This window comes from Luteibacter sp. P4_D7_3, from assembly GCF_056401735.1.
In genome coordinates, this window is sequence record NZ_JBFUIT010000039.1 from 1 (window position 1) to 20922 (window position 20922).

19 protein-coding genes are annotated in these 20922 nt (G+C 64.6%); 11 read left to right on the plus strand and 8 right to left on the minus strand.

The window, feature by feature from the left end; translation table 11 throughout:
- On the plus strand, positions 1–1387 hold a 1387-nt coding region (locus AC1DSN_RS06275; RefSeq protein ID WP_477329968.1), incomplete at its 5' end, for an alpha/beta hydrolase.
- A 36-nt stretch (positions 1388–1423) separates the two neighbouring features.
- On the opposite strand, the gene AC1DSN_RS06280 is transcribed toward AC1DSN_RS06275, so the two are convergent.
- A complete protein-coding gene (locus AC1DSN_RS06280; protein WP_477297810.1) occupies positions 1424–1825 on the minus strand; it encodes an ExbD/TolR family protein in 402 nt (133 codons plus the stop codon).
- A 144-nt stretch (positions 1826–1969) separates the two neighbouring features.
- On the opposite strand from AC1DSN_RS06280, the gene AC1DSN_RS06285 reads away from it, so the two are divergent.
- The gene (locus tag AC1DSN_RS06285) at positions 1970–2911 is read left to right on the plus strand and encodes an RDD family protein (protein WP_477297811.1); all 942 of its coding nucleotides are present in this window, start codon (positions 1970–1972) and stop codon (positions 2909–2911) included.
- A 56-nt stretch (positions 2912–2967) separates the two neighbouring features.
- Positions 2968–3795 (plus strand): DUF3014 domain-containing protein, encoded by an 828-nt coding sequence (locus AC1DSN_RS06290; RefSeq protein WP_477297813.1) that lies wholly within the window; start codon positions 2968–2970, stop codon positions 3793–3795.
- A 155-nt stretch (positions 3796–3950) separates the two neighbouring features.
- Here the strand turns inward: AC1DSN_RS06290 and AC1DSN_RS06295 are convergent, their stop codons facing one another.
- Entirely contained in the window at positions 3951–4880 is a 930-nt protein-coding gene (locus tag AC1DSN_RS06295) for a peptidylprolyl isomerase (RefSeq protein ID WP_477329970.1), read from the minus strand.
- A 103-nt stretch (positions 4881–4983) separates the two neighbouring features.
- Between AC1DSN_RS06295 and AC1DSN_RS06300 the strand changes: the two genes are divergently transcribed.
- Positions 4984–5682 (plus strand): GNAT family N-acetyltransferase, encoded by a 699-nt coding sequence (locus AC1DSN_RS06300; RefSeq protein ID WP_477297576.1) that lies wholly within the window; start codon positions 4984–4986, stop codon positions 5680–5682.
- Between the two features lie 7 nt (positions 5683–5689).
- On the opposite strand, the gene AC1DSN_RS06305 is transcribed toward AC1DSN_RS06300, so the two are convergent.
- Complete coding sequence (locus AC1DSN_RS06305) at positions 5690–7114, minus strand: aldehyde dehydrogenase family protein (RefSeq protein ID WP_477329972.1); 1425 nt, start codon at positions 7112–7114, stop codon at positions 5690–5692.
- Positions 7115–7217: 103 nt separating this feature from the next.
- Between AC1DSN_RS06305 and AC1DSN_RS06310 the strand changes: the two genes are divergently transcribed.
- The 3 genes from AC1DSN_RS06310 to AC1DSN_RS06320 all read left to right on the plus strand — a co-directional run bounded on the left by AC1DSN_RS06310 (position 7218) and on the right by AC1DSN_RS06320 (position 12310).
- A complete protein-coding gene (locus AC1DSN_RS06310; protein WP_477329974.1) occupies positions 7218–8105 on the plus strand; it encodes a LysR family transcriptional regulator in 888 nt (295 codons plus the stop codon).
- Positions 8106–8185: 80 nt separating this feature from the next.
- Positions 8186–10429: a DUF5916 domain-containing protein gene (locus AC1DSN_RS06315; RefSeq protein ID WP_477329976.1), complete on the plus strand. Its 2244-nt coding sequence runs from the start codon at positions 8186–8188 to the stop codon at positions 10427–10429.
- Between the two features lie 33 nt (positions 10430–10462).
- Positions 10463–12310, plus strand: a complete 1848-nt coding sequence (locus AC1DSN_RS06320; protein ID WP_477329978.1) for a glycoside hydrolase family 15 protein — start codon at positions 10463–10465, stop codon at positions 12308–12310.
- Here the strand turns inward: AC1DSN_RS06320 and AC1DSN_RS06325 are convergent.
- The 3 genes from AC1DSN_RS06325 to AC1DSN_RS06335 form a co-directional block, all read right to left on the minus strand.
- On the minus strand, positions 12307–13497 hold the full coding sequence (locus AC1DSN_RS06325; RefSeq protein ID WP_477329980.1) for a DUF1501 domain-containing protein: 1191 nt from the start codon (positions 13495–13497) through the stop codon (positions 12307–12309). The two genes, AC1DSN_RS06320 and AC1DSN_RS06325, sit on opposite strands and share 4 nt — an antisense overlap.
- A gap of 8 nt (positions 13498–13505) precedes the next feature.
- Complete coding sequence (locus tag AC1DSN_RS06330) at positions 13506–15014, minus strand: DUF1800 domain-containing protein (RefSeq protein WP_477296159.1); 1509 nt, start codon at positions 15012–15014, stop codon at positions 13506–13508.
- A gap of 122 nt (positions 15015–15136) precedes the next feature.
- Complete coding sequence (locus AC1DSN_RS06335) at positions 15137–15436, minus strand: hypothetical protein (RefSeq protein WP_063572435.1); 300 nt, start codon at positions 15434–15436, stop codon at positions 15137–15139.
- A gap of 98 nt (positions 15437–15534) precedes the next feature.
- On the opposite strand from AC1DSN_RS06335, the gene AC1DSN_RS06340 reads away from it, so the two are divergent.
- Positions 15535–16131, plus strand: a complete 597-nt coding sequence (locus AC1DSN_RS06340) for a class I SAM-dependent DNA methyltransferase (RefSeq protein ID WP_213948437.1) — start codon at positions 15535–15537, stop codon at positions 16129–16131.
- A gap of 4 nt (positions 16132–16135) precedes the next feature.
- On the opposite strand, the gene AC1DSN_RS06345 is transcribed toward AC1DSN_RS06340, so the two are convergent.
- Positions 16136–16918, minus strand: coding sequence for a lysostaphin resistance A-like protein (locus tag AC1DSN_RS06345; protein ID WP_477329982.1), 783 nt, complete (start codon positions 16916–16918; stop codon positions 16136–16138).
- A 120-nt stretch (positions 16919–17038) separates the two neighbouring features.
- On the opposite strand from AC1DSN_RS06345, the gene AC1DSN_RS06350 reads away from it, so the two are divergent.
- On the plus strand, positions 17039–18616 hold the full coding sequence (locus AC1DSN_RS06350) for a hemolysin family protein (protein WP_477296157.1): 1578 nt from the start codon (positions 17039–17041) through the stop codon (positions 18614–18616).
- Positions 18617–18696: 80 nt separating this feature from the next.
- On the opposite strand, the gene AC1DSN_RS06355 is transcribed toward AC1DSN_RS06350, so the two are convergent.
- Positions 18697–19125 (minus strand): MAPEG family protein, encoded by a 429-nt coding sequence (locus AC1DSN_RS06355; RefSeq protein WP_477296156.1) that lies wholly within the window; start codon positions 19123–19125, stop codon positions 18697–18699.
- Positions 19126–19234: 109 nt separating this feature from the next.
- Here AC1DSN_RS06355 and ypfJ point away from each other — a divergent pair, with 109 nt between their 5' ends.
- Together ypfJ and AC1DSN_RS06365 are read left to right on the plus strand one after the other, a co-directional pair.
- Positions 19235–20107, plus strand: coding sequence for a KPN_02809 family neutral zinc metallopeptidase (ypfJ, locus tag AC1DSN_RS06360; RefSeq protein WP_213948435.1), 873 nt, complete (start codon positions 19235–19237; stop codon positions 20105–20107).
- A gap of 12 nt (positions 20108–20119) precedes the next feature.
- Positions 20120–20464 (plus strand): YkgJ family cysteine cluster protein, encoded by a 345-nt coding sequence (locus AC1DSN_RS06365; RefSeq protein WP_477296154.1) that lies wholly within the window; start codon positions 20120–20122, stop codon positions 20462–20464.
- Positions 20465–20922 lie beyond the last annotated feature (458 nt).

Below are 20922 nucleotides of genomic sequence, written 5' to 3' on the forward strand. Positions count from 1 at the left end.
ACCCCGTCCTCTACATGCCCGACGGTGGCACCCCGTCCTCTACATGCCCGACGGTGGCCTTCAGGAAGACTTCCCCCATGTGGCGAAAGCGCTCGACGAGGGAATCCGCGCCGGCGAAATCCAGCCACTCATCCTTGTCGGCATCGAGAACACCGAACGGCGGCGTGACATGACGGGGCCGACGACGGTCGCCTCCGACAAGGCCATCGCGCCGCGCGTCGGGGGCTCGTCGGTCTTTCGTGCGTTCATCGCGAAGCAGCTCATTCCGGAGATCGGTCGCCGCTACAGGGTTAATGCCCATCGCGGCATCATTGGTGAATCGCTCGCGGGGCTGTTCTCAGTAGAGAGCTTCCTGCGTGAACCTGATTTGTTCGATACGGTCATCGCGATCAGTCCCAGCCTCTGGTGGAATGACGGGGCTTTGCTGCGCGAAGCACCCGCGCTGCTGAAGCACCAGCCACGCGGCAAGCGTCACCTGTTCCTTACCTCGGCGGACGAAGACAACATCGCGCCGAACGTAGCGAAGCTCGCCGCAATGCTGAGGTTGGAAGCACCGGCGGGCCTGGACTGGATCTACGTGCCGCGTCCGGAAGCACACCACGACACGATCTATCTCGCTTCGGAAAAGTTCGCGCTGCGTCGCGCGTTTCCTCCATCGAAATTTGCTGCTTCGACGCAGGACAATCAGCGACGGGTACTTTTCATCGGCAACAGCCTGACGTACGTCAACAATTTACCATCCGCCTTTGCGTCCCTGGCACCGGAAGGCGCGCACCTCAGCGTCGACATGATTGCGCGGGCCGGCGCGGCGCTCGAGGATTACGACCACGACCCGGTGGCGATGCGGGCGCTGGCGACCGGAGGCTATACGGACGTGATTCTCCAGGAGCGCGGTGGCAATGCCATGTGCGCACCCGGTTGCGAGAAGCGTCTGACGGCATTCGCCCGAACGGACCAGTCGACGGTCGCACTCGCTCGTGATGCGCGCGCCGCGGGCGCCCGCGTGTACTACCTGGGAACGTGGCAACGCGCCAACCGCGAGGTCAGCCAGAATGAGGTGAGGGGAGAGCGTCGTATCGCGGCGCTTGCGGGCGTGCCGTTGATCGAGTTCAGCGAAACGCGCCGGCGGCTCGTGGAGAGCTATCCGGAGGCCGCGTGGACGCACAAGGACGGCGAGCATCCCGGGCGCACGATGACCGCCTTGATGGCATTGCGGACATGGCGCGTGGTGATGGGTGAGGTGTCGACGCGAACACCGTGCGTCGCCGGCCCGCTCTGGTATCACGCGCCCGACCCGGAAGGTCTCGTACACATCGACACGACCGCCATGCCGTCGACCTGCCTCGTCGACGCGTCCATGGCCGCGAAGCTCGCTGCCGCACCTTGAGGCGGGCGGGGTCGCCTCCACCCGCCTCAACGAGATTCACCGGTTAACGAAGTCGATCTTCGAGAGCCCGTTGACCTTTGCCTCCGCGAGGACTTTCGCCACGTCCTCGTATGACGCGTCATCCGACGCGCTGATGTGAATCGGGGGCTTGTCACCTTCCCGCGAGCCGAGGATCTGCATCTGCGTCGCCAGCGCAGCATCCGTGACCAATACGTGGTTCCAGAACGTGATGCTGTTGGGTTCGATGGTGATGTCGATGGGTTCCTGCATCGCCGCGGGCGGTTGCGAGCCTGCCGATGGCAGGTCCACGCGCGCCTTATGGGCGATCACCGGTGCCGAGATCATGAAGATGACCAACAGGACCAGAAGGACGTCGACGAGCGGGGTGACATTGATGCCCGCGATCGGGGCAGCGTCTTGCCGTGCAGAGAAAGCCATGGTTCCTCCTACAGACGTTATCGATGGGGTGGTGCCCTGGTGCCGGACCATGGGGGGATGCCCGGCGAGCCCAGACTAGGTGCCAACCGGCTCTTCCCGCAAGCTGGCGGCCCGGTGCATCATGGGCGGATAGACGGAGGCACCATGGAAGATGTTTCAGGGGCTGCGACACCGCGGGTGTCGCTGGCCGGATTCTGGCGAAGACTCGGTGCGTTTGCCGTGGACTGGATGATCCTTGCGCTGGGCGGCTACATGGTTGGCCAGCTCTTGTTCGACCAGCTGGCGTGGCTGGGCGGCTGGAATCGACTGATAGGGTTCGTGGCCGCCACCATCTATTTTGGTTTGCTCGACAGTGGCCCCTTCGGCGCATCCACGCCGGGAAAGCGAGCGCTCGGGCTTCGCGTGGTGGACGCGGCGGGCCGTGTGGTCTCCCTGCCCAAATCGATTCTTCGCGCCAGCGTGCTGGTGGCTCCCATCCTGTTCAGCGGCACCATCCTGGTGATGAGCGAGGCCTCCTATGGCGAACGCGCAGCCAGCGGCCTCATCGGTGGCTTGGCTGTCGCGTCGTTCTACATGGTCGCTTTCAATCGCTCGACCCGTCAGGGTCTTCATGACCTGGTGTCGGGCGCGTTTGTCGTGCGAGGCCGGGCGTCGCGCCGAGGGATGAGCGGGTTGACGTTTTGGCGAACACATCTCGCTATCGCGGCAATCTTCGTGGTCATCGGTGTGCCGGTCAGCATGGCGGGCTATCCGGTCTCCGTCGCTTTTGCGCCGAGCGCGTGGTCACAGGCGACGCTGCTGCCGTCGCTGGGGCCGCCTTTGGTACGCGCGGCGTGGATTCGTTGGACACCTGCCGAAGGCAAGCCTCGCACCTGCACCGGTGTCACGGTGTCTTTACGCGGTACTGGCCTCGATGATGAGGATATTGCGCGGAAGGTGGCCCAGGGCCTTGTCTTGCGGTTCCATTGCCATGTCGATACGAACCTCGCGGTACGCCTGGTCTACGGTTTCGACCTCGGTTTCGCCCGTGGTTATCGGTTCCGCGACTACGTCATTGATGCGGATCGATTTCCTGGTCAACCTTGAACCATTCCCGCTGTTCGTAGTCCCATGGGGGCTGGATTTTTGGCAGGAGCGGTGCGTTGAGCAGTCAGTCATCGGGTTCGAAGTGGGTTGCGGGTTTGCTGATTGTGGCGATTCTGGTCGTGGTCGGCATCTTCATCTACCGTGAAAAGCAGGCGCGCGATGCGATAACCGCACCGGCCTTCTCCAACGGTCCGGTGGCGTCCGCAACGTCGACCACCGTGCACGATGCACCGCTCGTGCAGCATCCGATCGGACCTGCCGGCGGATCCACCGCCGCGCTGCCGCCATTGGACCAGAGCGACGACGATGTCCTCGCCGGGCTGATGGCCCTGACCAGCGACGGCGCGTTGAAGTCGCTGCTGCGTCCGGAAGCGATCGTCTCGCGCATGGTCTCCACCATCGACGCGCTGCCGAAGCAGAGCGTCGGTATGAACGTCGTGCCCTTGCGTACGCCGACGGGTCGTTTCCAGGTGGTATCCGACGACGGCAGCTTCGTTGCGTCGAAGAAGAATATCGACCGCTATGCCACGTATATGTACGTGGCTGACCGCATGAACACCAAGGCGGCGGCTGCCTGGTACAAGCGCAACTATCCGCTGTTCCAGCAGGCGTACCGCGACCTTGGTACGAATGGCTATTTCAACGATCGCCTCATCGAGGTGATCGATCACCTGCTTGCCGCACCGGAGCCGAAAGGCAACCAACAGCTGCTTCCGGAGAAAGTCGGCTACGTTTATGCCAACCAGTCACTCGAGCAGTTGTCGGTCGGGCAGAAGTTCATGATCCGCTTGGGGCCAGATAACGAGGCGACGTTGAAGGCGAAGCTGCGTGCGTTGCGCGAGGAGATTGTGAGCGAGAAGGCGGCGGCTTCGGACGCTGATTGATATCTGGCCCGCTGACGCGGGATCGCCGATGAATCGGCTCCTACATGGAGCTTCGCCGATGAATCGGCTCCTACATGGAGCTTCGCCGATGAATCGGCTCCTACTGGAGACCTGCGAGGTCGTGTGGGAGCCGATTCATCGGCGATGCTCTCCGATCAGGGTGCGACAGGCTTCGAAGGATCACGCACCGGCACGCTGATATTGCACAGGTCGATCTTCCCGGCCGGACGCGTATAGAAATCATCCTTGCGATTACGCTTGGCCTCGATCACCGCCGCGAAGGTCTTGCTGTCGGTACGCAGTACCTGGATCGGCGTACGCTGGGCTTCCGGAACATCCGCAGCGAGATGCACGCTCTTGATCGTCACGCGCTGCTCGGGCTTGTCGTAGAAACCCATCGGCTCACCACCGCGCGGGTAGGCGGCGAGGAATTCCATGCCCCTGATGACCTTGCCGGCGACGGCGAGGTTGCGGTCGAGGTTGCGCGGGGCCTGGCCGATAATGGCGTAGAGAGAACTGCCGTTGCCGGTTTCGGCGCTGACGTCGCGAGCCACGCCCACGGTGCCGTAGCAATGGGTGATCCACGCTTCGCCGGCCTTGGCGTCACGGGCGACGGGGAAGCCGTCGGAGAAACCGACTTCCGGCGCGTAGACATCCCCATCCGGCAGCTTGGTGAAGGGGATGGCCTTGCCGCCCAGCTTGCGGGTGAACTCGGGAGTCAGGGTCTCTTTCGCGGTGCCCAGGCTCTTGGCCTTCTTCTTGTCGTCGCCGTCGGGGTCGCCCCACTGGGTGACGAAGTTATCCTGGACGCGGATGACCTGGGTCCCGTCGAAGTAATGCTCGCGGATCAGCGTGCGGATGTTCGCCGCATGTTCCGGCGACCAGTCCTGGGCGAGTTCGATGATGACCTGGCCCTGGGGCAGGTCCATGTAGACGAGGTTCTGTGGGTCCGGGGTGCGCCATTCGGCGGCGGTCGACTTGGCGAGCAGCTCCTTGGCCGTTGGCGTATGTGCCTTCTTCGCCTCCTCGGCGACGGCGGGCAGGGCGACGGCGAGGGCGAGAACAAGGCAGGTACGAGCGAGCATGGGATCCCCGGATTGAGTGCGAACCAGAGGAAAAGTAGCAGAGCCGGTTGTGATGCGCTTGGGTTGACCCCCATGATGTGTCATTCGTCATCGGAAGGCAGGCATGGATCCCTCCGTACTCGATAACCCGCTGTGGTACTCGCTGACCGGTGAGCACGCAGCGCTGGCCCGGCGATCGGGCGATGCGCTCTGGTATGGCGATGCCTATGCACCCTTCGTGGCGGTGGCGAGCCCGGCTGCGCATGTGGCTGACGATCCGCGGCTGGTGGGCCGGCGTTACTTCCTTGGCGTGGCGCCAGCGGTCCTTCCGGAGCGCTGGATGCCCGCACCGGTCGATGCCGGGCACGCGGTCCCCGATACCCTCCAGCTCGTGCGTCCGCTGGATGCTCCCGACCTGGAGACGGAGGAGACCGTGTCCGTGCTCGGCAACGAGCACCGCGAACGCATGCGTGCACTGACCTCGTTGGTCTACCCGGAATTCTTCCGCGAGCACTCGGCGGCACTGGGTACCTATGTGGGCGTGCTGCAGGAGAGCCGGCTCATCGCGATGGCCGGCGAGCGGATGGCGGTCCCGGGTGCCCGCGAAATCAGCGCCGTGTGCACGCATCCGGAGTTCGCCGGACGTGGCCTGGCACGAGCCCTCCTGGTGGCATTAGTGAACCGGCATCGCGCGCAGGGACTGGTTTCCTTCCTGCACGTTTCCGCAGGCAACGAAGGTGCCACGCGGCTCTACGAGAAGCTGGGGTTCGTCCACCGCGCGACGCTGACGCTTACCGCGGTGGACATCGCCAAGTCGCATTGACCGTCGATCACGCGTCGACGCCCAGCAAGGCCTTCGGTTCAAGATACGCCTCGAGACCGAAGCTGCCATATTCGCGCCCCAGTCCGGACTGCTTGAAGCCACCGAACGGCGCCTTCGGCTCGTGCGCAATCGTGTTGACCAGCACGCGGCCGGCATCGATGCGCGAGGCAACGCGGCGTGCGCGGGCTGCATCCGAGGACAGCACATAGGCCTGCAGTCCGTACGGCGTATCGTTGGCGATCGCGATGGCGTCCTCCTCGTCGTCGTACGCAATGATCGACAGCACCGGTCCGAAGATTTCCTCACGCGCGATGACCATGTCGTTGCGCACGTCGGTGAAGACGGTGGGACGGACCAGCCAGCCACGTGAATGGCCGTCCGGACGGCCTTCACCGCCGGCGATCAGGCGTGCGCCTTCCGCGATGCCCTTGCCGATGTAACCCTGGACGCGCTCCCACTGCTTGAGGCTGACCATGGGGCCGACGTCCGTGGCGTGGTCGGCGGGGTCGCCCGAAACGACGGCATTCGCGGCTGCGGCCATGCGTGCTTCGAAGTCCGCAAGGCGCGTGCGCGGCACGAGCAGGCGCGTCCCGGCAATGCAGGCCTGGCCGCTGTTCGCGAAACCGGCCATGACGGCAAGCGGTACCGCAGCATCGAAGTCGGCGTCGTCGAGGATGACCACGGGGGACTTGCCACCGAGCTCCAGGGTGACGCGCTTGAGCGTATCGGCGGCCGCGCGGACGATGCCCTTGCCGACAGCGGTCGAGCCGGTGAACGAGATCTTGGCGATGTCCGGGCTGCCGACGATGGCCGCGCCGACCACGTCACCACGACCGGTAATGATGTTGAATACCCCGGCCGGTGCGCCCGCCGCGTGCAGTGCCTCGGTGACGACACGCGTCTGCAGGGCGCTCATCTCGCTCGGCTTGATCACCGCGGTGCAGCCGGCGGCGATGGCCGTGGCGAGCTTGCCGCAGATAAAGCCGGCATCGCTGTTCCAAGGCGTGATGAGGCCGACCACGCCGACTGGCTGCATGACCACGGTGGCCGTGCCCATGCGGCGCTCGAAGGCGAAGTGCTCGAGCGTCTCGATGGCGTCGAGGAACACGCTCGACGCGTGCCCGACCATCCAGCGGCCGCGATTGACCGGCGCACCGTACTCCTCGAGCACGGCGGCGAAGAGGTCGTCGCCACGTGCCTCGACAGCCGCATGCATGCGGCGGAGCAGGGCGATGCGCTCGGCAACCGTGGTGCGGGAGAAAGCCGGAAGGGCGCGCTTGGCGGCAGCGATGGCGCGGTGGGCGTCTTCCTGGTCAGCGAGGCGGACGGTGCCGATGACTTCTTCGGTGGCGGGGTTGAACAGCTCGAAGCGCTCTTCGCCGTGCGGTGTAACGAACGCGCCGTCGATGTAAATCTGGTCGATCGTGTGCATGGGATTCTCGGGAAGGGGAGGGGGTTCGATGGAAAGGATGGGCGCAAAGGATTAGCCTGATAAGCCGGACAAATCCGGATGGGCCATGAAGGTGGAGCGGACAATGCGTTCAGGACTGACGGAATTCGAGGCGGTGCTGGCGGTGGCCCGGCTGGGAAGCTTCCGCGCCGCGGCGGCCGAGATGGAGATGTCGACGTCGGCACTCAGCCAGTCGGTGGCCTCCCTCGAAGCTCGATTGGGAGCGCGGCTATTCCATCGGACGACACGCAGCGTCCGCCTTACCGACGCTGGCGAACGGTTCGTGGCAGATCTCGCTCCGGCCGTCGCGGGCATCCGCGACGCCATCGACCGCGCGGGCGAAGAGGCGGCGACACCCAGCGGTACCTTGCGCCTCAACTCCTCCACCGGCGCCGCACGTTGGCTGATGCTGCCGTTCCTCATCCCCTATCTGCAGCGCTATCCGCACGTCCATCTCGATCTGGTCACCGAAGAACGCATGATCGACATCGTTCGAGAGGGCTTCGACGCCGGCTTCCGTACCGTCGACACGGTGCCCGGCGACATGATCGCCGTGCCGCTGGGGCCGCCTATCCGTTTTGCCGTGGTGGGCTCACCTGCCTACTTCGCGGCGCACGGCCGGCCGCAGACACCTGTCGATCTGGCAAAGCATCGCTGCATCCGAGCCCGCATGCCTGCCGGGCATATCTACCACTGGGAGTTCGAACGCCACGGCGAGGCGGTCAGCATCGACGTGGAGGGGCAGGTGACGCTGGGCCAGCCCGACCTCATGCTGGAAGCCGCCCGCGCCGGCCTGGGGCTGACCTACCTGACAGAGTTCAACGTGTCGGAGGATCTTGCGGCCGGCACGCTGGAGCGCGTCCTGGAGGACTGGACCCCTCCCTTCGACCGGCTATGCCTGTATTACCCGGGCCGACGCCACGTGCCGGCCACGTTGCGTGCGCTGATCGACCTCATCAGGGAGCGTGACTGAGCGCATGGGCCAAGCGTCATGGCAAACCTTTGCGAAGCGGGCGGCATCCTATCCGCAAGATTCCACGTCCCGGATGACCCATGCATCGCCGCTTCGCCCTGTTCGCCACGCTCTGCCTCGCTGCTTGGTCGGTCCACGCCGAGGTAACGATCGACGGCCACATCGACCCGACGGAATGGGCGGGCGCGCAACACATCACCGACTTTCGCGACACCCAGCCCAAGACCGGTATGCCTGGCAGCCAGCCGACCGAGGCCTGGGTGCTGTCCACACCGAAAGGCCTCGCCGTGGCCATCCGCGTCACGCAGTCCGCCGATGTTCCACGCTCGAAGCAGCAAACGCGCCGCGACGAGGATGCCCTCGTCGACCGCATCAACGTCATGGTCGACTTCGACGGCGATGGCCGCGTCGGCTACGACTTCGAAGTGCGCTCGCAGGGCGGTGTCGCGGACGAGGTCATCACCAACGAATCCGACTTCAGTTACGACTGGGACGGTCGCTGGGACCACGCGGTCAGCGAAGACGCGGAAGGCTATTCGGTGGAAATCCTGATCCCCTGGTACATCGCGCCGATGCGCCGCGCCGAGGGCGACAACCGCCACATCGGCCTCTATATCGACCGGGTCATTGCTGCGACGGGTGAGCGCATGGCATGGCCGGCGATCAGCTTCGACCAGGGCCGCTTTCTTTCCAGCTTCCAGAAAGTCTCGTTGCCGTCCTACTCGCAATCGCTTTTCGCGGTGACGCCTTACCTGGTCGGACGGGTGGACCGTGGCCACGGCGGCGCATCCTTCCAGGAAGGTGCGGACATCGTGTGGAAACCGAACGGACAGACGCAGCTGACGGCCACGATCAATCCCGATTTCGGTCAGGTGGAGAGTGACGACCTCGTCGTGAACTTCTCGCCGGAAGAAACCTTCTTCACCGACAAGCGCCCGTTCTTTACCGAGAACCAGGGTATTTTCGACTTCAGCCTGCTCGACGATTACTCGCAGCTGGTCTATACGCGGCGTGTCGGTGGCGAGTCCGATGATGGCCATGGTCCGGCGGATATCTCGGCCGCAGTGAAGGTCAATGGCAGCGTGGGCGACACCAGCTACGGCATCCTCACCGCGCAGGAAAAGGGTGATGACGGCCGCACGTTCGGTGCCTTGCGGCTCACCCAGACCGAGGGCACGCAGACCTTCGGCATGCTTGCCACGCGGGTGAATCATCCCTTCCTGGATCGTGATGCCAATGTCCTTGGTTTCGATCACCGCTGGCAACCGAGCGAGACGTTTACCCTTACCAGCAATATCGTCGGCAGCAAGATCGACCAGCCGCAGGCGAACGCATCCGGACTGGGCGCGACCAGCATCGCGTTCTGGGAGATGACGCCGGTATGGAGCCAGCAGTGGCTGGGTATGTACTTCGGGCACCGGCTCGACATCGACGACTTCGGCTATCTCCCGCGTAACGACATGGCATATCTGCATTGGGAAGTGCGGCAACGCGTGACCGATCTGCCTGCGGACTCTGCGTATGCTTCGCATCTCTGGCGCTACCGCGTCTCCGCGCAGGACAACACGGAAGGGCGGCGCATCTCCCGCCGCTTCCGCATCCAGCGTGACAGCCGGCGTCGCGATGGCGGTGACGAAGAGTGGCGGCTCGACGCGTTCACCGCAGCCTACGATGACCTGCTTACCCGCGGCGGTAACCCGTTGCATACGCCGCCAACCGCCAAGCTCACCTATGAGCGCGAGAGTCCGCGTATCGGTCACTGGAGCTGGAAGGACGAAGGCTTCATCGGTGGCAACCAACTCACCGGATACCACCGTCTCTCCTACTACTTCAAGTTCACCCCGACGTATTTCATTACCGATGCCTTTAGCGTCTTCGCCGGTGCAAGCTACGAGTGGGACCCGAACTGGTTGATCTGGCAGGACCGCGGTTCACAGGTGTCGAACCTGGTTGGCTCGTTCGACGGCCGGACCGTCGGCATCGACAGCGGTGTGAACTGGAATTTCGGCAACAAACAGGAGCTGCGCGTGAAGCTGCAGACCCTGGCCGTCGGCGCAAAGTTACGCCAGGCCTACGAGATCGACCCGGACGGGCGTGCCGTGCCTTCAAACGAGCACGTAGACGGGCTGGGCGTGGCCAACCTTGGCTTCCAGATCCGCTACCGTTACGAGATCGCGCCACTGTCCAACCTCTACATCGTCTACAACCGTGGTGGTTATCAGCAGGACACGGAGGACGAGATGGGCTCGCAGTTCCGTCGCGGCTTCGGACTGAAGGACATCGAGGAAGGCCTTGTGAAGGTGGCCTACCGGCTGGAGTTCTGACGTTCTTCACGTGGGCTATGGCATTTCTCCGCCATGCATCAGTCCAGCACCCGTGCCGCGCGCGATCCGCTCAATCCTGTGCCCGGCCGTAGCATCGGCGAGCACGGGATCATCGGCAACCTCGACACCACGGCGCTGGTCGCCAGCGACGGGACCATCGATTTCATGTGCTGGCCCCACATGGACAGTCCTACGGTTTTCGCGGGTCTGCTGGATCCGGAGAAGGGTGGCGAGTTCACGGTAACGCCCGATCTGGCCGACGCACGCACGATGCAGCTGTACGTGCCGGAGACGAACATCCTGATGACCCGATGGATGGCGGCGGCGGGTAGCGTGGAGCTCACCGACTTCATGCCGCATCCGGCGACCGATCCACGCGTGCCGGTAAGCGTGCTGCGCTGCATCCGCGTTCCGCGCGGCAACGTCCGCATCCGCGTGAACTGCCGTCCACGGCTTGGCTATGCCCGTAGCGTGCCGCAGGTGGGAGTTTACGGCGACACGGTCGTGTTCCACGACGGCCCGCAATCGCTGCGCCTGGGGTCGTCGGTGCCGGTCATGATCGATGACGACCAGGGCGGCGCACACGCCGAAGTTGAACTGGGCCCGGGTGACGAGGTGTGGTTTGTCCTTTGCGACGAGGCCCATGATCCGCTCGATGCCCTGGAGTGCAGGGCGGCGTTCGACGACACCGCTGAGGCATGGCGACGCTGGACGCGAAAATCCAGTTATCGTGGACGCTGGCGCGAGCGCGTCGATCGTTCGGCCCTCGTCCTCAAACTGCTGACGTCGCACCAACACGGATCGATCGCTGCAGCGGCGACGTTCGGTCTGCCGGAAGCGACGGGCGAAGGGCGAAACTGGGATTACCGCGCCACCTGGATTCGCGACGCGTCGTTCACCGTTTACGCCTTCATGCGGCTCGGCTATATCGAGGAGGCGGAGCACTTTCGCCGATGGGTCGAAGCGCGTCTGACGGATCTGGACGAGCACGCCGAGCTGCGCATCATGTACGCGATCGATGGTGGCGAAGCGGCCGACGAGGATGTCCTGGATCATCTCTCCGGCTATGCGGACTCCCGGCCCGTGCGGATCGGCAATGCGGCGCGCAGCCAGACCCAGCTCGATATCTTCGGCGAGCTGATGGATAGCCTTTACCTGGCCAACAAATACGGCCGGGCGATAAGCCGCTCCGGCTGGTTGCACGTGGTGCGCATGGTCGATCACGTGCGTCGCCATTGGAAGGAGGCCGATGAGGGCATCTGGGAGATCCGCGACGCGAAACGTGAGTTCCTGCATTCGCGGCTGATGTGCTGGGTGGCGCTCGATCGCGCGGTGCGTCTGGCCAGCAAACGCTCGTTGCCCGGTCCCATCGTCGAATGGGCGGCCGAGCGCGACCGTATCGCCGAGGACATCTGGACCCACTTCCGGCATCCCGAACACGGCCATTTCGTGCAGGCGAAGGGCGGCACCGACCTGGATGCCTCCCTGTTGATGATGCCGCTGGTTCGTTTCGTGTCAGCCACCGACCCGGTCTGGCTCGCTACCCTGGACGCCATCCGCGACCAGCTCACCGACGACGGCATGGTATTCCGTTACCGCAACGACGACGGGCTGGAGGGCGGCGAGGGTGCGTTCACCACGTGTACGTTCTGGTACGTGGAATGCCTGGCGCGCGCTGGTCGTCTGCACGAGGCGCGCGAGATCATGGCGCGCGGCGTACTGTATTCGAACCACCTCGGGCTGTTCTCCGAAGAGCTGAGCCTGCGGGGCGAACAGCTCGGCAATTTCCCTCAAGCCCTGACGCATCTTGCGTTCATCAGCGCGGCGTTCTATCTGGATCGACAGCTGACCGACCCCGACGGACAGACCTGGCAGCCCTAAACGAGCTGCAAGTCGCGTGGCTTCGCTCCCGGGAACACCTTGGCGAGGTCGGCATCGGACAGCCCGTACGTGCGGCGCATCAGACCGCCGAGCACATCGCGGTAGTTGTTGAGCACGGGGTAGTCGCGGTTCTGCAACAGGCTCCCCGCGTTCACCGCGACCTGTTGACCGGCGACACGACCGCCGTTGACCTTGCCGCCGAGAACCCAGTACGTCGTGCCGTGACCGTGATCGGTGCCCTTGTTCCCGTTCTCACGGAAGGTGCGCCCGAATTCAGATACGACGACGACGACGGTGTTATTCCATTCGGCCTCACCGAGGCCATCGGCAAAACTCGCAAGTCCCTGCCCGAGATTGTCGAGGTTGTTGGCGAGCTGACCATCGGCTCCGCCCTGGTTCACGTGGGTATCCCAGCCGCCCACATCCACGAAGCCGAGCCGGAAGCGATCGCGCATGAGCGTGGCCATGCRCTGGCCCTGCTGCGCGAAGCCGCGTGCGTTAACCGCGCCGCGGCTGGCAGCGACCATCTCGGTCTGCAGATCCTGCGACACCTGCTGGCGAAGTTGCAGTCCGTCGGTAGCCGCTGCCTGCAACGACGTGCCCTCGTACATGCTGGCAAGAATCTTCGACTGGCGGTCGTCGAAAACCGCCTTGCTGCCGCCCTTGAGTGAGATGTTCGGGATGTCGCCGGCACCGCGGAACGATAGCGGCAAGGCATCCGTGAAGGCGATCGGCGGCGAGCCGCGCAAGACGCCCGAAAGACGGCCCATGAACCCCGAGCCGTAGTTGCGTGCATCTGCCGCTTCGCCGGCTTCGATATTGTCCTGGGTCTCGAAGTGACTGCGTGAGAGATCGTCTGTGCCCGAGAACGGAATGAAGGCGAGCTGGCGCTTATCCCACAAGGGGCCCATGGAGGCGGCGAGTGCCGGCGTGAGGCCCCAGTTCGCATCGAGAGCACGAACGGCTCTCGGATTGCCCGTATCGGGCTTCGCCAGCGCGATGCTGGGCCGCGATTCGTAATAGAAATCGCTCGAATAGGGCACGAGCATGTTGTTGGCGTCATAGCCACCGCGGAGGAATACCAGCAGGAAACGCGGTGACGATGCGGGCGCGGCAAACACCTTGCCACCCAGCATGAGGGCGGGCACGGTAGCGGTGGCGGCTAGCAGGAACTGGCGGCGATCCATGGGAGGCCTCAGTGGTAGTTGAAGTCGGGGGACGAGAGCAGGAAGGTGTTCCATTCCTGCTGCGACGTGGCCTGGGTGAGCGCATCGCGCGTCTTCGGTGCCAGGTACGGCTCGATGGTCGCGTAGTAGGTCGGTGTGGTCAGCTGCGGAAAGCCGCCGCGTGTATGGGTGCCGGCTTCGTCGAGGTCGAACAGATGGTTGGCGCCGCTACCGATCGATCTCGCGATCTCGAAGCGCTTGGCCACCTGGCCAGAACTGGACCATTCCGAATCGGTGGTCGGCCAGCCATCCGGCGTGATCCGGCCGAACGGTGCCTGGCCGAGCTGGTTGATCCAGTTCACCAACGGGCGCGGATTGGCGACGGGCTTGCCGTCGTAGGCCAGGCGCATCGTCGAGACAAGGAACTGGGTCGGATCTTTGTAGCGCTTGCCCAGCGACGCCGTGAACGCCTTCGACGTCAGCATCGTGTCCATGACGGCGGCGATATCGCCGTCCGTGTGACGAAACGTCTTGGCCATGGCCTTGACGAGCTCGGGCGGCGGATCGTTGGCGACGAAGTACTGCGCCAGCTTCGTCGAGATGAAGGTCGCGCACGCCGGCTGGCTCACGATGAGGTCGACGGCCTTCTCCACTTCGTCGAAGCCGCCGCCCTTGATCGGTTTGCCGAGCAATAGCTTGTCGCTGAAGTCGTGACGGTTCGGATTGAACTCGAAGACGCCTTCCTGCACGTAATACGCTTGCATGTCGGGCTTGAGCTTGCGCGGCTGGCCGTCGAAGTTCACGCCCACGCCCGTGAGGATGCGTGCGAGGTTCTGCACGTCGTCCTGGCTGTAGCCGCTACCAACGCCAAGCGTATGCAGCTCCATCAGCTCGCGTGCGTAGTTTTCGTTGATCTTGTCGCGTGCGTTCTGCACGTTGTCCAGATACTCCAGCATGGCGGGGCTCTTCAGCGTGGCCATGACCAGGTCGCGGAATTTGCCCAGCGCATGCGGCCGGATGGTGTTCTGCGCATAGTCGGCGACCACCCAGCGCACACGACCCTTTTGCTGGAATACGCTGAAGTGGTTGAGCCAGAACCAGACCATCTGCTCGCGCAGCTGGTTCTCGTCGTAGATGGCGTAGAGCAACTCGGTCGCCTGTGCTTGCTGCGCGTACTCGTTGCCCTGTTTCTGCAGGGCCTTCTTCGCTTCCTGTTTTCCATCGCCATCGGGCATGGCGTTGATATCGCGGTACTGGTCGCGAACCTGCGCCACCAGGGTCGCCATGGGTCTCCTGGTGACATCGAAGCCGTCGATCTGCGCGCGCACGTCGGCAGGAAGGCCATCGGCTTTGGGATGCAGTTGCCGGTCGAGGAAACGCCGCCGACCGAGGTCGCGGTAGCTCGCGATGGTTGCCGAGTCCACACCAAAGGTCACCCGGTCCAGCCAGGCGACGTCTTCCTTCGACAGGGCATCGTCGCGCGCCGCGGCGGGCAAGGCGACGAAGGCGAACAGTACGGCAGCGGCCAACGCTCGCATGGAACCTCCGGTTTCGGTGTCGCTACACCTTAAACGGGAGCCGSCGCCGAAGGTTTACCGCCACCTGACCGCAAGAACCTGTGACCTGGCCCGCTGCCGCGGGATCGCCGATGAATCGGCTCCTACATTTCTATTTCGTCGTCGCCGATGAATTCGATGGCGGCCTCGCGGTTGCCGGCCGTTTCCTCGGCGACCTCACGCACGCGCTCGCCGACTTTATCGTTCGGCACTTCGACCTCAACGGTGAAGGTGCGGGAACCGACATCGTCGGATAGTTCGCTCGAGCTGGAATCGTCGCGGACGCCCATGCCGAAGTCGTCGATCTCTTCCACGCGTTCCACGCGGTCGATGCCGTGGATGGCGGTGACGACGTCGTCGAAGATGTCGCGGTCGCCGGTAATGCGGAGCTGGATGCGGGGCATGGGGTTCTCCTCGATCAATGACCTCCAATGCTGCGGCCGGGCATGTATGCCCGAAGTGTAGGCCCGGCTAACATGGGCGTTTTCGGCGGCTGTACACCATGCCCAAGTCCTACGACCAGGCCTATTTCGACAAGTGGTACCGGAGTGCGGACCACGCTGTGGGCTCGCCTGCCGAGCTTAACCGCAAGGTCGCCATGGTCCTCGCCCAGGCCGAGTTCTATCTTGGCCACCCGGTACGCAATGTTCTCGACATCGGTTGCGGCGAGGCACCCTGGCGGGCCGTCCTGCGGAAGATGCGGCCCGGGATCGAATATCGCGGGCTCGAGGCAAGCGAATACGCCGTGGCGCGTTACGGCCGCTCGCGAAACATCGGCTATGCGCGTTTCGGCCAGCTCGCCGAGTTGCGCTTCGATACCCGCTTCGACCTGATCGTCTGCACCGATGTGCTGCATTACCTCAAGCCCGCGGAAATCCGCGCCGGCCTGACTGGTATCGGCGAAATGCTAGAAGGCCTGGCCTTCCTGGAGCTCTATACACGCGAGGACGATCCCGGTGGCGATCGCGAGGGTTTCCTGTCACGACCGGCCCGCTGGTACCGGGCCGCGTTCAACGAGGTGGGGCTGCTTCCCGTCGGTTCACAGTGCTATGCCGGGCCGCGTCTGTCTCGCCACGTGGCATCGCTCGAGACGCTCTGACCCCTCAGGTACTGAAGAACCAGCCTGCCRTCGCCAGCGCATTGTTGGCGGCGTGGGCCACGAAGCCGGGCCAGATCGACCCGCTGCGCACCCGTAGCCATGCGCAGAAGACACCGACCAGGATCAGGTTGGGCACCGCATACCAGAGCCAAGCCAGATCGGGCAGGTGCACCGCGCCGAAGACGATGGCGGAGATCGCGATGGCCCAGCCGTCACCGAGGCGCGTGCGTAGCACCGAGAGCAGCGCACCGCGGAAAAGCACTTCCTCGACCAGCGGGCCGACCAGCACGACGGCCGGGAGCAGGGCGACCCGCATGCCGACGTGCGCGCGATCCGCGATGTCGGTCACCGTCTGGCTCACGTCGTGGTCGCCCGCCAGGAACTGCGTGAGCAGGCCGCCCAGCAGCGGCGCGAGGATGCCGAGCGCCGTGCCGATCACCACGTAGCGCCCCGGCGGCTCGGTGAAGCCGAGACCACCGCGGCCGCCGTCGACCGTTTTTGCCGCCCAGCGTCGCACAATCCATGTTACGACGACCCCCGCGGCGCACAGGAGCGTAAGGATCACCACCACGATCAGCCGATCGGGCTGGTCCGGCACGGCCGTGGGGAAGGTCCGGGCGATCAGCTGGGAGGCGCCCCCGAACGCGCCGCCGAAGCCCGCCTGCAGCGCGAAGTAGGCGAGGATGGTCGCGGCCGTCTCGATCGTCCCGGGCGTTCGTGCCGGCACGTCGGAGGGGGTGGGGGCGGTGTCCAGGGGAGCGGAGGAAGGCGAGAGATCGTGAGGCATGAGCCACCGTAGCCGACGGCATGGGCGACCGCAACGGCGCTTCTGGCACAGACCGTCATGTGCCCCCTGTATAGTGTTGCGTCCCTTCCGGAGGAAACCGGGCGCCTTCCGCGCCGACCCATGTTCGCTTTCGACTGGCTTGCCGACCCTTCGGCCTGGGCGGGTCTTCTCACGTTGATCGTGCTGGAGATCGTTCTCGGTATCGACAATCTCGTCTTTGTCGCGATCCTCGCCGACAAGCTTCACGCCCGCCAGCGCGACCAGGCGCGGCTCATGGGTCTCGGCCTGGCGCTGGTGATGCGCCTGTGCCTCCTCGCCGCCATGTCATGGCTGGTCACGCTCACCCGCCCGTTGTTCAGCTGGAACGGCTTCGGCCTGTCCTGGCGCGACCTGATCCTCGTGATCGGCGGCGCCTTCCTGTTGTTCAAGGCGACCCTGGAACTGCACGAGCGCCTCGAAGCCGACGATGACAACGACGGCAAGGCCGCGCGCCGCGCCAGTTTCTGGCTGGTCGTGGCGCAGATCGTCATCCTCGATGCCGTGTTCTCGCTGGATTCGGTGATCACCGCGGTCGGCATGGTGGACCACCTGTCGATCATGATGATCGGCGTGGTCATCGCGATGGGCCTGATGATTACGGCGAGCAAGCCGTTGACCGTGTTCGTCAACGCGCGCCCGACGATCGTCATCCTCTGCCTGTCCTTCCTGCTGATGATCGGCTTCAGCCTGATCGCCGAAGGCTTCGGTTTCCACATTCCCAAGGGCTACCTGTACGCCGCGATCGGCTTCTCGATCATGATCGAGGCGTTCAACCAGACCATGCGGCGCAATCGCCGGCGATCGCTGCTGGTGGGTGGCCGGATCATGCGTGACCGCACGGCGAAGGCCGTGCTGCGTCTGCTGGGCGGTGCGCCGGACGACGAAGGCGACAACGGCAAGAGCACGCCTGCCACCGAGACCAACGACACGAGTGTGTTTGGCAAGGACGAGCTGGAGATGGTGCAGGGCGTGCTCGACCTCTCGCAGCGTCCGGTCCGCTCGATCATGACACCGCGTACCGAAATCGTCTGGGTCGATCCTGGCGAGGACCTGCAGACCTTGTTGACCGAGGCACGCGAGTCGTCACATCACTGGATGCTCGTCGCCAACGGCGATCTCGACCAACTGGTCGGCGTCGTATCGTCGCGCGACCTTCTCGCCAGCCTTGCCGACCACGGGCGCCTGGAAACCGAACGCGTCGTGCGCAAGCCCATCACGGTGCTCGAGTCGCTCAGTGTCCTTCGCCTCATCGACGAATTCCGTCGTGCGCCGCTGCAGGTGGCTCTGGTGGTGGACGAATACGGCAGCATCCTCGGCTTGGTGACACCGGCCGACGTGCTTGAAGTGATTGCGGGTGAATTCCCCGACGAGACCAGCGAGGGCGATCCGTCAGCGGTGAGTGAGCCGGACGGCGCGTGGCTGCTCGACGCAAGCCTGGATGTGCGTCGTGTGGAGCACCTGCTCGGCCACCGGCTGCCGGGAGCCAGTGACGGCAACTTCTCCACCCTTGCCGGTTTCGTGCTGCAGCAGCTGGGCCGTCTGCCCAGCGCCGGCGACCGCTTCGAAACCGACGGCCTCGCCTTCGAGGTCACCGCGATGGAAGGCGCCCGCATCCAGCGCGTTCGCGTGCTGGCACTGGCCCGCGACGACGAGGATTGAGGAATATCCTGTGGGAGCCGCTTCAGCGGCGATTGCCAGGTTGCCGCAAACCCCATCGCCGGCATAGCCGGCTCCCACAATCAGCCAGCGGCGGCTTCCTCGGCCGGCGCCGCATTGTTCTCCATGATGGCCATGCCGATCCCACCGGCCGCCATCARCATCAGCACTGCCCAGGCGATCATCGACACCATGTAGCCCGGGCCGCGGCGAGAGGCTTCGCGTGCATAGGCCCAGGCGTACCAGACGCGGCCGACGAGCCAGATCAGCCCGGCGATGCCGGCCCATAGCGGGTCGGCGTATTGGGCAGCCAGCCAAAGCGCGGGGATGAACATCACCGCGTTCTCCAGGGTGTTCATCTGTACCCGCCAGGCGCGTTCGAACGCCGGGTCGCCGGAGATGGATGGCGCCTTGATGCCGTAGCGGTGACGCGCCCGGCCCACCATCCACACGGTGGCGAACATCAGGAGCAGGGTGAGCAGGGTGACGACGGCGGGGAGCTGACTGGTCATGAAACCTATCCGGAGGAGCGTATTCAGCCGCCGAGTCTAGCGGTTCTGGTCCATGCGATCATGCCGACCGTGTCTCGCTCCGGGGACACACCCATGGGAGGAGGGCGCCATGCTCTGGCAAAAAGGCCGTAGAAGCGACAACGTGGAAGACGCGGGTGAAGGCGGTGGTGGCGGAGGCCCTTCCTTCGGAGGGCGGGGTCTCGGCATCGGCGGCATCATCATCCTGGCTATCCTTGGCATGGTGTTCTACAAAGACCCCACGGCTCTGCTCGGGCAGGGCGAGCCCGGTGCGGCACCCCAGCAGCAAACGCAGTCGGCACCGCACCAGGCGGCGTCCAGCGACCCCCAGGTGGACTTCGTCCGAGCCATTCTCGGCGAGACCGAAGACACCTGGGGCGAGATCTTCGCCGCCAACGGCCAGACCTACGAGCGGCCGAAACTGGTGCTGTTCCACGGCGGTGTGCGTACAGCCTGTGGCTCGGCTTCCTCAGCGGTGGGACCGTTCTATTGCCCGGGCGACAAGAAGGTCTACCTCGATCTGGATTTCTTCCAGACCATGCAGCAGCGGTTTCATTCGGCGGGCGATTTCGCTCGTGCGTATGTCATTGCCCATGAGGTTGGCCATCACGTGCAGAACCTCGTCGGCGTGTTCGACAAGGTGAGCGATGCGCGTCGTCGTGGTGCCCGTATGGAAGGTGCGACAGGCCTCTCGGTAAGGCAGGAACTCCAGGCCGACTGCTTTGCCGGTGTCTGGGCCAACAAGTCTCAGCAACGCCAGCAGTGGCTGCAGTCCGGCGATGTCGAGTCGGCACTCAACGCGGCCACCGCCATCGGCGACGATACGTTGCAGGAGCAGTCGCAAGGCAGGGTCGTGCCCGACTCGTTTACGCACGGCACCTCGGCGCAGCGCGTGAAGTGGTTCAAGACGGGTCTCGCATCCGGTGACATCGGCAAGTGCAACACTTTCTCCGGTTCGATCTGACACAAGCGACGTATGACCCATCCCTGTCTTCTCTGTGGCGCGTGCTGCGCAACGTTTCGTGTGGCCTTCCACTGGATGGAAACCGATCTCGCCGGCGGCATCGTGCCGTCGGCGCTGACCGAGAACCTCGATCCGCACCGGGTCAACATGCACGGCACCAACGCCTATCAGCCGCGCTGCAAGTCGCTGGTAGGCGAGGTGGGTGTGGCTGCGCACTGCGGCATTTATGAAGTGCGTCCGTCGCCCTGCCACGACCTTCAGCCTGCGTGGGAAAACGGGCAGCCGAGTCCGCAATGCGATAAGGCCCGGCTGAAGCACGGCATGCAGCCGCTGACGTTGGCTGATTTCGGGCGCTGACTTGCCGCTGGAACGAGGCGGACCGCCCGCTTTGCGTGCGCATGTTTTAGCGGCGTTCGCCGCCTCACGCCTGTGTCCGTGGCGGGGCCGCGAGGGGCAAGGCCCTTGGGGCCGCGGCGCAGCTCTTCGAGACGGGCCGTAGCGCCTCTTTCGCATTCCGTGGGGACTGAGCGGCCCTCAGCTTAAGCGTCCCCAAGGGCCTTGCCCCTCGCGCCACCGAACGCCGAGGTTGCGTGTGGTCGAGCAAACAACCAGCACGATGCAGCGCTGCTCTCGTAGGAGCCGCTTCAGCGGCGAACGCCACTCAAGACACGAGCCGCATCGCGGCTATCCGATTAAAAAAAAAGGTTCATCGCGGAATCCCGGGGACGCCGAAGACGGTGAGGCGCAGAGCCTTCGGCGTGTAGACGTGGCGGCGCAGAGCCTTCGGTGCCCACCCTCGCTGCTCAGACACGTCC